This is a genomic window from Acinetobacter sp. CIP 102529 (assembly GCF_000368325.1).
GTDB classification, from domain to species: Bacteria; Pseudomonadota; Gammaproteobacteria; order Pseudomonadales; family Moraxellaceae; genus Acinetobacter; species Acinetobacter parvus.
The window spans coordinates 182,532-197,521 of sequence record NZ_KB849353.1 but is presented as its reverse complement, the minus strand read 5'-3'; the positions used below and the strand labels follow the sequence as shown (position 1 = coordinate 197,521).

The window sequence follows — 14,990 nt, the reverse complement described above, 5'->3', positions numbered from 1 at the left end:
ATTTTAATATTCACATTTTAACATAAAGTAAGTCGATAAAAATCATCAACAGCTTTTTGAAAAACTGTACATTTTTCGCATCGTTTTATTAATGCATATCCGCTTTTTCTTCGGTATGATGAAAATCATCTAATTGATATACAGAGTCTTTAGGAAAGATCATGGTCGAGGAATCCAGTCCGTCGTGGGGTATGCGTGGCTTAAGAAAGTGGTTAGGTACTGCACCTGAAACCCGCGATGAATTACTCAGGTTAGTTCAAGACTCACGTCGTTTTTTAGAACCAGATACTGTTGCTATGCTTGAGGGTGTTCTCGATCTACCAGCAACAAAAATTCGGGAAGTCATGACGCCTCGAACTGCAATCATCAGCTTACAGGAAGATGATCAGTTATTGGATATTTTAGATATCCTGATTGATTCAGCACATTCGCGTTTCCCAGTGTTCTCAGCAGATCAAAGTGATAATGTTGTTGGTATTTTATTAGCAAAAGACCTTTTACCTTTTTTGACTGAGCGTAATGTCAAAGTCGATATTCGTTCATTGATGCGCCAGCCTGTATTTGTGCCTGAAAGTGCACGCTCAGATCAGGTGCTACGCATGTTAAAGAATACCCAGACCCATATTGCCATCGTGATTGATGAATATGGCTCAACCTCTGGTCTGGTGACACTTGAAGACATTCTCGAAGAGATCGTTGGTGAAATTGAAGATGAACACGATATTGCCGATGAAGAAGCGTTATATATCGTGCCAGACAATGACCCAACCACAGCCAATACCTGGATTGTGCAAGCACTTACACCCATTGAACATTTCAACACTATTTTAGATGCTGATTTTTCTGACGATGAAGTTGAAACTATGGGCGGCTTACTGCTGCAAGAAATTGGTTTAGTCAGCGATTTACAGGGTCAGACCATTGAGCTTGGGGATTGGCAATTTACCATTATTGAAGCAGATGCACGCACTATTCATCTGATTCGAGCTGTCCGTCAATGAGAAGCTATTTTGAAAAGCTGTTAAATTCATCTCAACCACAAAAACAGCTTCCCTTTATTGTTCCACTGCTGATTGCGCTGATCTCAGGCGCAATCTTTAGCTTGGCACTCGCACCCTATAATTTCTGGTGGCTGGCGATTCTATCGCCAGCCTTGCTTTATGCAGTGTTACGCCAGAGGAATCCCAAGCAGGCCTTTGTGCTGGGTTGGGCCTATGGTTTTGGTTTATGGTTTGTCGGCGCGTTCTGGCTCTACACCTCCATCCATACCTATGGCGATACCAATGCCTTTTTAAGCATCCTGATGATTGTCTTTATGGCAGCCGCAATGGGCTTATTTACTGCTTTTCAAACATGGCTGTACCGTCGCTTTTTCCCAGAAACACCACTCACCTTTGCCCCGCTCTGGGTGATGTTTGAATGGGCAAAAACCTGGGTATTTACAGGTTTCCCATGGTTGTTTGCTGGATATGCATTTACTGAACGGCTACTGGATGGCTATGCACCTTTATTTGGTATTTATGCAGTTTCATTTGTGGTCATTGTGCTGGCATGTGCGCTAGTCGAAATTTTAAATCGGCGCTGGTTTTGGGCCATTCCATCCGCCTTGCTGGTGCTAGGAGCATGGGGGGCTGGATTCATCCAGTTTGTTCAGCCAAAAGCTGCAAAGCCACTGAGCGTGTCTCTGATTCAGGGCAATATTCCTCAAGACCTGAAATGGCTGACTGAATACCAGATCAAGACTTTAGAGATTTATGCAACCCTGACCCGTGCGGAATGGGGGCGTGACCTGATCGTTTGGCCTGAATCTTCAATTCCAATGTTCCAGACCGATATTCCTGAATTTTTGGAGGCCATGGCAGCTCAGGCAAAAAAGACAGATACAGCATGGGTCACAGGTATTCCCTATTGGGACGTGGCAAAATCACAGCAGGTGGGTGAACCACTGTACTACAACAGCCTCATGTCTTCGGGCAGCGACTCTCACGGTCTGTATAAAAAGCAACGCTTAGTGCCGTTTGGTGAGTACATTCCATTGTCAGGCATGTTGAAATGGGTACTGCCCGCCATGCAGAACGATGTCAGCATGAGTGGTTTCTCGCGTGGTGAAGCCAATCAGAAGCCACTGATCGTAAAAGGTCATGCACTCGCAGCCGCAATTTGCTATGAGGTCGCCTACCCGAACCTCACCCGCCGCAATGCATCGAATAGCGACTTTTTAATCACGGTTTCAAATGATGCCTGGTTTACAGGAACGGCTGGACCTTGGCAACATCTACAAATGGTGCAAATGCGCGCCAAGGAAAATGGTCGCTGGTTTATTCGCGCCACCAATACAGGCGTGACTGCGTTTATTGACCACAATGGCCATATCGTGAAACAGGCACCTTTGGATGAGGCGTTTGTATTACGTGGTGATTTACCTGCAATGCAGGGACAAACCTTATATAGTCGTTTCAGCGATTATCCTATTCTGATCTTCTCCATTCTTCTATTGGTTGTAGGCTGGATTTATCGTCCACGTAAAGTTGATGTATCGTTTAAATCACGGCGGTAAGATGAAAAGAGCGTTTGAATCAACGCTCTTTTTTATAACGGGATTGATCTTTGAATTACAAGGCCAATGGCAATTGCACGGATAAATATGCAACCAGACTCGATAAAAATAACATCGGAATATAGCGGTAGACTTTAAACAACAATTGCTCATATCTGGAAATCATCTCCTGATTATCCCATACCGTTGTTTTTAAGGCACTTAGGAAACACAGTACAAACCATGCGCTCAACATGCTTAATGCAAAAAAGCCAATCATAATCTGGCTACTGCCCTCTGTGGTCTGCCAAAGGCTTAAGGCACCCTCACTGATGGGCAACAGGCTTAAAATGAACAACACAGACTTAAGCATTGTCCAATGAAACTGATTCAGTTCATCCAACATAAAAAATGCTTTCATCTGATGACTCCATACTTGATTTAAATGGTCTGAATTTATTATGCAAAGCTTCGATATAAAGAGAAAGTCTATTTCCCTACATAGTTTCTATTTCTTGTAACTATTAAATATGGAAATAATTCTTATTATAACTCTCAAATATCATCTATTTTAATAGTTCTATATTTTTCAAAGTATTATATTTTATTTACGAATTAAGAAACATTATCACTTCACTCCTGATTTATTTTATTTGAAAAGTGAAGTGATATTTTTGATTAGTTATTATGGCTGATAATAAATATCAGCATCATTACCCTCGCCGCCCTCTTTACCATCCGCACCAAAGGAATATAAATCAAATGCACGGCCTTCACGGCCCGGAATCACGTACTGCAAGTCATTTTCCCAGCTGTCTTTAGGATAGCCACCCTTGACATAGCCACCTGGCAACCAGTTCTTTGCAGAGGCAGGCTGGTTTACCAAGGCATCCAGACCACCATCCTGCATGCTTGGATAACGCCCATTATCTAATTTATATTGGTCTAAAGCGCCAGCAACACCTTTTAGAGTAATTTGCGTGGTATCAACTTTAGCTTTTTCGCCACGCCCCATCACGTTAGGTACTATCAGCGCAGCCAATACACCTAAAATCACAATCACCACCATCACTTCGATTAAGGTGAATCCTGAGACCCGAGAAAACCGAGCAACGCTCGGTCGGGTCGCAAGACGAGAAGCTGTGCTTCGAGTAGCAGAATTAGGATTATGCTTAGAATGCTGTTCACTCACTGAATTATTCATTTTCATCTCAAACATCAAATTTCCTAGATCATATTATTCATATTAATAATTGGCAACATGACTGCAATCACAATCACCAATACAATGGCTGCCATAAAGACCAGCATCAGCGGCTCCAGTAATGCCAGCAAGGTGGAGATAAAGGTGCTAACTTCCCGATCCTGCATGGTCGATGCCCGATCCAGCATGCGGTCCAGTTCACCCGAAGCTTCACCACTCCGAATCATTTGTACCATCATTGGTGGGAAATAACCGCAACGCTCCAATTGTGTTGCCAAATTACCACCTTCTGTTACACGTTCCATCGCTACTTCAATCGCATCGCGAATCACCCAGTTATTGCTCACTTCCGCGCCAATGCGTAATGCCTCAACCAAAGGTACGCCCGAACGGGTCAGGATTGACAGCGTACTGGCAAAACGCGCTGCATTTATACCACGTGAAAGTTTACCAAACAGTGGCAACTTGAGCGTTAAACGGTCAAAGGCATAATGCCCTGCTGTGGTTCTGAGAAAGCGGGTAAATAGGATAATTGCGATTACGGCAAGGATCAGCATTCCTATCCAGGTATGGCGAATAAAGGTACTGGCTTTCATCAGCAGAACCGTAATCCACGGCAAGGCTTCCTTGCTTTGCTCAAAGGTTTTGACGATTTCAGGCACGACGTAGGTCATCAAGCCCATCACGATTCCGAATGACATCAGCATCAGGATAATCGGGTAGATCATCGCGCCCTGAATTTTCTTCTGCATGGCAAAGCGGTTTTCAGTGTAGTCTGAAAGCTGGTCTAAAATCAGGTCCAGATGCCCCGAACGCTCCCCTGCCGCAACCGTAGCAATATACAACTCAGGAAAACGACCTGATTGCTGCATGGCCTGAGCCAGTGAATGGCCTTCCAGCACTTTAGAACGCACGGCAATTAACAGGTTTTGCACATGGGCCTTTTCGCTTTGTTTACTGACCGCACGCAAGGCTTCTTCCAGCGGAATACCTGCCGCAACCAGCACTGAAAGCTGACGGGTCATCAACGCCAAATCATAGGCACCAAAACCCTTTCTAAACCATGAGCGCTGTTGCTGTTTGTCTTTTTGTTCAACCGCATCGACCGCAATCGGTGTCCATGCTTTATCTCGTAACTGTTGACGGATTTGGCGCGCGGAATCTCCCTCAAGCACACCTTTATGTTGCTTTCCTGAAGCATCAAGCGCAGTAAATTGATAAGCAGGCATGGTTCTGTTCTAATTATCCCAAAATAGTTGTCGTTACCGTTATATCCGTGTATGAGATGGGGAACCAGTGTTCCGCAAGAAATTCATCGACATAATGCACAGCACTTTAGCATAATTCAACAACATGCAGTCATGCCATTTTACACCTGATTGAAGCCTAATATGCCGAACCAAAATTCCAGCGCCGTTGTTTACCGTATTCGGGTCGCCATTCCTGTCTATATTTATGACACGTTTGACTATACGCTCAGTGCAGAGCAGTATCCACAGGCACAGGTTGGCGCACGGGTTGCGGTTTCTTTCGGGCGGCAGAATCTCATTGGTATCATCACTGAAAAGCTTGACCCAAACGAGGCATTTACAGGTCAATTCAAGCTTAAGGCGATCACGGAATTACTCGATAATGAAGCGATTCTAGACCAAAAAGTTTTAACTTTATTGACATGGTCAGCACAATATTACCAATTTCCAATTGGCGAAGTCATACAAAGCGCCTTACCCACCTTACTCAGGCAAGGCCGCGCCCTGGACATCCTGTTTCATCAATGGAAAGTCATTCCACATGATGACCCTAATGGCTTATTGAAACGCTCGCAAAAACAATATGATGCTTACCAGATTCTGAAGCTGCATCCACACGGAACCACAGAGAATATTTTAAACTTGAGCGGCGTGGAAACCGCCACACTGAAGGCACTGGAAAAAAAGGGGCTGGTGCAATGTCAGCTTGAACCGCATGATTTCACGCCTATGCCTGTACAGTTGGCACAAATGCCACTCACAGCCAATCCAGACCAAAAGCAAGCCATTGAACAAATTTTAAAATCGCTGCATCACTATCAGGCTTTTTTACTGGATGGCTTAACAGGCAGTGGTAAAACTGAAGTTTATTTGCAGGTCATGTATGAGGTGTTAAAACAGGGCAAACAGGTGCTGGTGCTGGTGCCTGAAATTGGCCTGACCCCGCAAACCGTTGCACGTTTTAAGTCTCGCTTTCACTGTGATGTAGCCTTGCTGCATTCAGGCCTGAATGACTCAAAACGCCTACAGGCCTGGCAACATGCCCAGACGGGTAAAGCTTCAATTGTGATTGGCACACGCTCAGCAATTTACACGCCATTGCCCCGTCTTGGCCTGATTATTCTGGATGAAGAACATGATCTTTCCTATAAGCAACAAGAGGGTTTTCGTTACCATGCCCGTGATGTGGCACTCTATCGGGGGCATCTGCAACAATGTCCCGTAATTTTGGGGTCAGCCACACCAAGTATTGATAGTTACCACTTGGTCGAGTCAGGTAAATTACATTTACTTGAATTAAACCAACGTGCTGGCGTTGCAAGCCTACCCAAGATGCATGTAATTGACCTGAAAGTGGCAAAAAAACAGCATAGCATCAGTCAGCCCCTGATTGAGCAAATCAGGCAGACACTGGAACGCAAGGAACAGGTACTGATCTTTCTCAACCGCCGTGGCTATGCGCCTGTGTTGATCTGTGAAAGTTGTGGCTGGCAAGCCAATTGCCCACATTGCGATGCCCACTTTACTGTGCATTCACAACCCTATCATTATTTGCATTGTCACCATTGCGGTACCATTCAGCGTTTGCCTGAACACTGCCCTGAATGTCAGCAACACACGCTGAAAAGTCTGGGTGCAGGGACAGCAAAAGTTGAGGAACAGCTGAATGAGCTGTTTCCGCATCACGATGTGATTCGGGTGGATCGTGACAGCACCAGTCGGGTGGGGAGCTGGCAGAAGATTTATGACCGTATTCAGCAAAACAAACCCACGATTTTGCTGGGTACGCAAATGCTGGCAAAAGGACATCATTTCCCCCACGTCACCCTAGTTGCCATTCTGGATATAGATGCAGGATTATTAAGTGTGGATATCCGTGCGCCAGAGCGTACTGCCCAGTTGATTGTTCAGGTTGCAGGTCGTGCAGGCCGTGGTGAACACAAAGGCAATGTCTATCTGCAAAGCCTGCGTCCTGACCACCCCATGCTGACCACATTGATTGAACATGATTATCGAACTGTGGCAAAGCACATGCTGGCTGAACGCAAAATAGCGTTATTGCCACCCTATCGTTATGCTGCACTGGTTCGGGTTGAATCCAAAGATAGAGAATATAGTCAGCAATTCCTGTCTGAGATTGCCCAGCAATTCAGAGTGATGGCAACAGACAGTGTTGATATTTGGGGGCCTATTCCTGCACCGATGGAACGTAAAGCAGGCCGTTATCGGGCACACATGGTGATTTTGTCTGCTGATCGGGCAAAACTGCATTTTTATTTACGTCAATGGTGGCAACAAGTGGTACATTTACCTCGTCAGCATCAACTGAGACTGTCGATTGATGTGGACCCACAGGAGTTTAGTTAGAACTGAATATGAGAAACATAAAAATTTGAGGCATTAGATGTCCTTACTGCTACAAATCATTTTATTATTGCTTGCGACCTTAATCTTTGCACCATTGGCAAAACGCTATGCCTCAACCTCTATTTTGGGTTATCTAATCGTAGGGCTATTGCTGGGTTCTGGTGTTTTTAATCTGATTCATGATGCAGGGCTAATCAGTCAAATGACTGACTTGGGCATGATCATGTTGATGTTGTTTCTGGGCTTTGCCTTTAAACCGCAACAACTCTGGGTACAGCGCCATAGTCTGATGATCAATAGTGGATTGCCACTGTTACTTAGCATTATTTTCTTGGTCAGTGCCAGTTTTTTCATCCTACAGGATTTTCTAAAAAGTATGATTCTGGGCTTTGCACTTGCCCTGTCATGCATCACCCTTGTACAGCAACTGCTTCAAAATAAAATACAAATCAACAGTAAATTGGGGCAGACTGCACTATCCAGCCTACAGTTACACAGCTTGTTTGCAGTGGTTCTGATTGGCTTGTTTCCCCTACTGGAAGACACCGCATCAACCCAGCATGGAATCGCCTATTTCGCTGCGATTATTGCTACCATTTCAGGCTTGTTTCTCGCAAGCCGTTATCTGGTTCGTCCTGCCTTTCGCTTTTTGGCACATCGCCATAGTATTGAGCTGATTCCAGTTCTGGGATTATTGATTGTTCTCTCAGTGGTTTTAATCATAGATATTCTGAATATCCATGTACTGATTGGCGCTTTTCTGGCAGGCATCTTACTGGCAGAGACTGAGTTTAAGGTAGAGGTTGAACGGATTATTTCCCCTTTTAGAGATGCGGCAATCGGGTTGTTGTTCCTTGCCATAGGACTGGGACTTTCCCTGGCTCCCCTGCTACAGTCACCTTTATTCATTCTGGGTTGCATTCTTGGATTGTTGCTGATTAAAACCGTTGTGATTGCGGCATGCAGTTATTATCAGCACCGTTCTACCAAGTTCAGCCTTGGACTGTCCATCCTGCTGACACAAAGCGGTGAAGTGTCTTTTATTCTGCTAAAAATCGCAGAAACCGAACAGTTACTCAACAAAGAGATTTTGCAACCGACCTTGCTGATCATATTTGGCTCGATGCTGCTCACCCCACTGCTGTATTGGCTAATGAATGCCAAAATCTTACCCCTGATACAGAAAAAAACGCCTGCACCTATTCAGGATGTGCCACAGCATCCCATTCTGATCGTGGGCTTTGGGCGTTTTGGACAAGTCGTTGCACGCGCCTTACATGCGCAAGGCAGGCAGTTCAGTGTGATGGACAGCAACCAGCCCGATGCCGACTTTATTGAACAATATGGACACCATTTTCTGGATGCCGATGTCACCCAAGTCGAAAATCTGCGTGCGGCAGGTATTGAATATTGCAAGTTGCTGATTGTTGCCATTGATGATGTTGAGGACAGCATGAACCTGGTTCGTCATCTTCGTTTAAATTATCCAGACCTGAGCTTGCTGGTACGTGCGCGTGACCGTCATCATGCCCATTTACTGCATGATTTGGGCATTCAGCATGTTTGGCGTGAAACCTATTTATCTTCTGTGGATATGGCCCAACAGGCACTGATTGAAACTGGATGTTCAACTGCGGATGCACAGGTACAAATCAGCCAGTTCCAGCAGCAGGATCAACAGTTGCTGAATCAGTCGCTCTGGTCTCATGATCAGTATGCAACAATGGACCATTATCCCAATGCACTAGCTGAACTTGAGTATTTATTTGAAAACATAAAAATTATTTCTCCAGAATGCTTGCCTGATGATCAGGTGACACAAACTGCTGCAAAATCGCCGCATGAAACATCTTGAGTTTTGGTAAAGCGCCACCATTATTGACTGCATACCGCCATTCACCCACTTGTGAAGTCTTTCAAACTTGGCAAGTCAAAGCGTTGTTTGTGCGCTGTACGGAATACTGGAGAAAAAGATGTCTGATTTACGCCAACGCTTTTATATTGAAGACTGCCCTGTTCGCGGTGAGGTGGTTCATTTGGAAGAAACGCTGCAAACCATTCTGGCACAACGTGAATATATGCCTGCGGTGCAAAGCCTGCTGGGTGAAATGCTCAGTGCCACCGCCTTACTGGCAAGCACGCTTAAAATCCGTGGCCGTATCAGCCTGCAAATTCAAGCCAATGGCACATTCAAGTGGGCAATGGCGGAATGCAACCACTTGGGTGAAGTGCGCGCACTGGCGGATTATGAAGATGACCCAAGATTCGTAGAGGGGTCGGATAGCCGTACTGTACTTGCATCACTGAGCAGTCCTGTTCTATTTATCAATATCGAACCTGAGCATGGCGAACGCTATCAGGGGATTGTACCACTGGATCAACCGACACTGGCAGGTTGCCTGATGCAGTATTATGACCTGTCTGCACAGATTCCAACACATATTGTTCTGGCAACCAACAGTAAACGTTCGGGTGGCTTACTGATTCAGTTGCTTCCGCGCAATAATGAGGAAGAACAAAAACTGGTGGATGAGGACTTATGGCCACGTCTGACCATGCTGACTGAAACACTAAAACCAGAAGAGCTAACCGACCTACCAGCCAATGAAATTCTCTATCGTTTGTATAACGAGGAAGAGGTACGTTTACCTGATGTTGAGCAATTAAAGTTCGGTTGTACCTGTTCAAAGGAACGCTGTGCCAATGCGCTGATCCAGATTGGGGTGGATGCGGTACACGAAACGCTGGAAGCACAGAATCCAATTCAGATGGATTGCCAGTTCTGTAATGCACGCTATGAATTTACCGCCGAAGAGGCTTTGGCCTTATTTGGTGAACATTTGAGTTAATTGATTTTTCTCATAAAAAAAGACGGGCTGCCGTCTTTTTTTATTTTACGTTAAGGTCTACTGGATAAGGCATTTATCCAAAACTCTATCTCAGTTAAAGTTATAGCCCAATGGATATCATGATCGGTGTCAGCCAAGCCAAAGTGCTGGCATTTTTTCCAAAACAACAAAACAAGTCTTATACAATCCAGCCTATTGAAATCTTGGCAATTCGCTTCATAATAAAAGAAACATCTCATTATTATATTTAAGATCATGGCAAAAAATTATTATGAAGAGCTCGGTGTTTCAAGAGATGCCTCAGCAGACGAAATCAAAAAAGCATATCGTAAACTGGCAAAGAAATATCATCCAGATATTAGTAAAGAGGCAGATGCTGAAGCCAAAATGCAGGCGATTAATGTCGCCTACGATACCTTGGGTGATGCCACTAAAAAGGCTGAATATGACCAGATGCTGGATCATCCGCAGGGTTTTGCTGGCTTTGGTCAGGGTGCTGGCGGATTTGGTCAGGGCACGGGTGGATTCGATGGTTCCCAGTTCTATCGCCAAAGTTCAGACGATGGGGGTGCAGACTTTAGTGGCTTTGAGGATTTATTTGGTCGATTTGGCTCAGGTTTTGGTGGTGGGCAGCAGCGTTCGCAACGCCAGCAACGCAGTTACAAGGGCGAAGACCAGCATGCCAGCATTCAAGTTGACTTAGATATTGCCTATCACGGTTCAACCCAACAGATTACCTTGCAAATTCCAACTTATAACGTCTATGGTGAGCCTGAAGTACAGCGGAAAACCTTGCAGGTTAAGATTCCAAAAGGAATGAAAGAAGGTCAGCAAATTCGCTTAAATGGTCAAGGGCAAAGTGGTATTAATGGCGGTGAAAATGGTGATCTTTATATTGAAATCCAATATAAAGATACCGATCGTATTCGTATTGAAGGGGCTGATGTCTATCAAACTATTGATGTAACTCCGTGGGAAGCAGCTCTAGGACAAAGCATTGAAGTCAATACTCCCGCAGGGCAACTCAAAGTCAACTTACCTAAAAATGCCAAAAATGGACAACAATTACGTCTCAAAGATAAAGGAATACCAAATAAAACCGCAGGGCATTTATATCTAATTATTAATATTGTTTTACCACCAGCACACAGTGAACAAGAACAACAGGCTTATCAACAGTTTGCCGAAGCCTTCTCCACTTTCCGACCTCGTGCCTCATAAGGAGCAAGATCATGACAACTATTCAATACAAAGAAATTCAATATGACGGTCACTGCCAAGTTGAAATTATTGATGAACAATTGGCACTTGATCTCGAACACTTTGCCGAAGCCTGTGGTCAAAGCACCGACTGGGTACTCAAGCTAATTGACTACGATATCTTGCAGATTCAGGTTGATCCGCAAAGCCACCAGTTTATTGGTGAAGATGTTGCCCGCGCCCGTCGTGCCTACCGTTTACAGCGTGACTTTGATGCCAGCCTATCTGCGGTTGCGGTGATGCTGGACCTGATTGATGAAGTACAGCAACTCCGCAGGCAGTTAAAACATTTTCATTAATTGAAAAATAAAAACTGAAATATAAGCCATGATGCTTATATTTCAATCAATTTCAAGTCTGGTCATTTACTTAACTGATTGAACAGTGCTAATTTTTGAAAGGTTTGCATACTGGTTGCATTCACAATATCAATCGCTTCACGTTTCGGCGCATAGTCAAAAGGCAGTAAATAACCAGTTTTTGCCGCTGTATTTTGATAAAAATCGGTATTTTTAGTATTTAAAGGTAATAACACTAACGACTGTGACTGAGGGATAGCTTTGATTTGCTTCTGCTGATTATATACAGTTCCTGCCTGATCTTTAAAATACCGATATGCACCTAACGAATTGTTTGGGTTATAGGGTCGAGCAACCGAATGTAAACCCAAGATTGGTTTAGAGGTAGATTGATCATGTCCCGTCAATGGTAGATAAAGTACATTAAATTTTTTCCAAAGTTTATCATCAGGGCTGCTCGTATAAGGGAAGTTGAGCGAGTAATCCCAGTTGCCATCAGGTAAGAATGAGTTGCCTGATGAAAAGATAACTTTTTTCATTTCATCATTCAGCACCTGATAACGATCTTGTTTATCATCTTTTGAACTTGCCCAAAATGCCCATTTCGATTCTAAACTTGGTGCAATCCCTGAGTCTTTTGATATATACACACCATCGTTATGGTTTTTATCCACTGTTCCAAGCCATTGTGGCGTGGGTTGTACTACCCAGGCACGCCCATAAATTGTCTGATATGCACCGAACATTTGTATAAAGACCAAAGTCGCTTTGTCTTTTCCTTGATCCTGAGGATTAAAAATATATACAGGATACCATGGGGTTTGCATTGGGGTATTTTTATACAGACTCAAAGGATTTTGCCCTCTGTCTCGATAAGCCACAGATTGCATGACTTTGTTGCCGTACTTATCATCGTTATACGCTGAAATATCTGCCCAAATGGCCAACTCAGGCTCGCCATTCGCCTGGATACGGAGTGGCATATATCCCCCAGATCCCTCCGACCAGACTTTACCTTTTACAGGGTCTAACAATGTTCTCACATAATCATAATATTCAGGTGTTCCCAATTCTTCATACAATTTACCTTGATAAATATTGGCATTTTCCGCTGTCTTCGCAATCTTACCAAGCTGATCCAGCATCCAACCATTCAAGATATTCGAGTTCACATCTACACCAGCGGTCATTGATTGGATTATGATTTCATAAGCCTTATCTGCGGCATTGCTATAAAATTGACTGAACTTTTGACTGAGTTCAGATGAAACCTGACTCACAGGTAAAGTCGATAAGAAACTTAAATAACTATTTAAACGTCCAAGTTTTTCCAGCTCTATCATTAAAGTCTGTAAATTTTCATATCCCTCGAACGTCTGTTCTGTTTCGTCAGGAATTTTCAAATCTGGGCGTAACTGAGGGATGACCTCATCATAAGCACGTAATTCAAAATCATTGGTAAATGTACCTGGTACTCGTACATTATTACCATTGTCGTCTGCATTCAGTGCAAACAGTAACGGTTTTTGCTCCGCTTGTTTCTTTTGATCTCTTGCCTCATTTAAAGCATTCAGCTCTTTTTGAAACTGTTGATAGAGTTTTACAGAACCATTGATTTCAGGGTTTCCCTGCTCTACTTTTGCTTGTGTTGTTTGTGCATCTTTTTCTGGATCTGTTTTTTTATAATATTTTTCCCATTCATCCAAACTCTTAAACAAATGGCTAGGGGGCTGTAATTCTTCTTTTGGCTTTTGAAGTTCAGTATCAGGAAATTTGATGTCTACCGTTTTTGGCAGTGTACTTGCTGTAGGAAGTACAATAGCCTTCCCTGCTTCTACACTTAGATTATTCATCCAATCTCCGAGTTCTTTTCTCCATCCAGAAATATCAATTGAATTACCAATTGAATCAGGTTCAGCTGTCACGGTGATGTTAATGTTTTTAAATATATCTGATTTTGCCTTTCTTAAAGATTCAGTAAACTCAGCGGAGACTCCACCTCCTGCGCCAATACCACTATAAGATATGGATAATCCACCTCCGTTATAATGCTCTGAATTACTACTGTTGCTACCAAAACTTAGTTTTCCCTCACCAATCGCACGATTCATCACTTCAACTTTTGTGACAAAAGAATCGCCATTCTGCTTATAAAATGTTTGTATCTCTTTAATAATGTGCTTACGCAATTCTCGCATATTGACCACTAACGTTTGACGAGTTTCAGCATCATTACATTGATTATATTGTGTTTGAAGTTGCGCAAAAATAGTCTGCATTTTTGAAAGCACTTGAATACTGCCATAGATGTTCCCTTTATCCAACGGTTTACCATCAATATTAACGGCTTTAATATAATGACATTCGCCTACACTCGCAGGTTCAACCACGGTATGTACTTTCTTTTCAAGCTCTTCTTCAGTCAGTGCTGTTCCAACTAAATATGCAGTAAAGTTATCACCACTATCATCCATACTCACAGTGCCGATTGTAATCGTCTTACCCGCACCCACTTGACGCATAATCGCAGAAACACTTCCTACCGTACTGGCTGTGGCATTCGCTTCGGCATGATGATATTTCGCTGCAACTTTAAAACCGAATCTTTTAATATTTGCAGAACCGCCAACCGACCATTGCTGATCTCTTAAACTACTGCTTGCACTACTCTTAATCTCAAAACTATCTGTTCTTGAAGACTGGGCATCATCGACAAACAAAAGATCGTCTTTTTTCAGTGCAGCCAAATTAAAAACCGAACGCATCACATAAGTCGCTTTCTGGGTATCAACTGGATAGCCAATATTGAGTGACTTAATATTCTCTGGTTTGGTTAGATCACGCACTCCTATGCTGTCCAAGCCAGTGTTTAAATAAATATTAAACTCACTTTCATCCATGTCTAAATATTCAGCCAGCATTGGGTATTGCGCCATCAACGATGAACCCGATGGGGTATGCTCATTCAAACTTGATTTATTTTGATCTTCATTTTTCAGTTCACATCCCATCAACGGCAGCAAAAGCAGCAATGTTATTGATAAACGGTATGACATTCTATTTCTCCCCCTTATATTTTAGACTTGAATTATAAATGATCATTTTTTGTAGCAACATCACTGAAATTTGGTATTTTTATTTACCTTTCAATAAAATAAAAATCATTAGAATCTCAAATAAACCTATAATTTTATTTAAAAAATAAAGCATAAACCTACAAATACA

11 protein-coding genes are annotated in these 14,990 nt (G+C 43.2%); 7 read left to right on the top strand and 4 right to left on the bottom strand.

The window, feature by feature from the left end; translation table 11 throughout:
* Nucleotides 1–161 precede the first annotated feature (161 nt).
* Together F972_RS01800 and lnt are read left to right on the top strand one after the other, a co-directional pair.
* Entirely contained in the window at nt 162–1,001 is an 840-nt protein-coding gene (locus F972_RS01800; protein ID WP_004756240.1) for a CBS domain-containing protein, read from the top strand.
* Entirely contained in the window at nt 998–2,557 is a 1,560-nt protein-coding gene (gene lnt, locus F972_RS01795) for an apolipoprotein N-acyltransferase (protein ID WP_004756242.1), read from the top strand. Before F972_RS01800 ends, lnt begins: the two co-directional genes overlap by 4 nt.
* Nucleotides 2,558–2,612: 55 nt before the next feature.
* Here the strand turns inward: lnt and F972_RS01790 are convergent, their stop codons facing one another.
* From F972_RS01790 to gspF, 3 genes are all read right to left on the bottom strand, one after another.
* Nucleotides 2,613–2,957 (bottom strand): hypothetical protein, encoded by a 345-nt coding sequence (locus F972_RS01790; protein WP_004756244.1) that lies wholly within the window; start codon nt 2,955–2,957, stop codon nt 2,613–2,615.
* Between the two features lie 264 nt (nt 2,958–3,221).
* The gene (gspG, locus tag F972_RS01785; protein WP_004756246.1) at nt 3,222–3,755 is read right to left on the bottom strand and encodes a type II secretion system major pseudopilin GspG; all 534 of its coding nucleotides are present in this window, start codon (nt 3,753–3,755) and stop codon (nt 3,222–3,224) included.
* An 8-nt stretch (nt 3,756–3,763) separates the two neighbouring features.
* A complete protein-coding gene (gspF, locus tag F972_RS01780; protein ID WP_004756247.1) occupies nt 3,764–4,969 on the bottom strand; it encodes a type II secretion system inner membrane protein GspF in 1,206 nt (401 codons plus the stop codon).
* Between the two features lie 162 nt (nt 4,970–5,131).
* Here gspF and F972_RS01775 point away from each other — a divergent pair, with 162 nt between their 5' ends.
* The 5 genes from F972_RS01775 (at nt 5,132) to F972_RS01755 (ending at nt 11,765) form a co-directional block, all read left to right on the top strand.
* Nucleotides 5,132–7,357, top strand: a complete 2,226-nt coding sequence (locus tag F972_RS01775) for a primosomal protein N' (protein WP_004756249.1) — start codon at nt 5,132–5,134, stop codon at nt 7,355–7,357.
* Between the two features lie 37 nt (nt 7,358–7,394).
* The gene (locus tag F972_RS01770) at nt 7,395–9,212 is read left to right on the top strand and encodes a cation:proton antiporter domain-containing protein (protein WP_004680666.1); all 1,818 of its coding nucleotides are present in this window, start codon (nt 7,395–7,397) and stop codon (nt 9,210–9,212) included.
* Between the two features lie 118 nt (nt 9,213–9,330).
* Nucleotides 9,331–10,206 carry an Hsp33 family molecular chaperone HslO gene (locus tag F972_RS01765; protein ID WP_004680667.1) on the top strand — a complete coding sequence of 292 codons (876 nt, stop codon included), beginning with the start codon at nt 9,331–9,333 and terminating at the stop codon, nt 10,204–10,206.
* A 255-nt stretch (nt 10,207–10,461) separates the two neighbouring features.
* Complete coding sequence (locus F972_RS01760; protein ID WP_004680668.1) at nt 10,462–11,427, top strand: DnaJ C-terminal domain-containing protein; 966 nt, start codon at nt 10,462–10,464, stop codon at nt 11,425–11,427.
* Between the two features lie 11 nt (nt 11,428–11,438).
* Nucleotides 11,439–11,765: a chaperone modulator CbpM gene (locus tag F972_RS01755; RefSeq protein ID WP_004763725.1), complete on the top strand. Its 327-nt coding sequence runs from the start codon at nt 11,439–11,441 to the stop codon at nt 11,763–11,765.
* Nucleotides 11,766–11,827: 62 nt separating this feature from the next.
* Here F972_RS01755 and F972_RS01750 read toward each other — a convergent pair whose 3' ends face one another.
* The gene (locus F972_RS01750) at nt 11,828–14,821 is read right to left on the bottom strand and encodes a hypothetical protein (protein WP_004763723.1); all 2,994 of its coding nucleotides are present in this window, start codon (nt 14,819–14,821) and stop codon (nt 11,828–11,830) included.
* Nucleotides 14,822–14,990 lie beyond the last annotated feature (169 nt).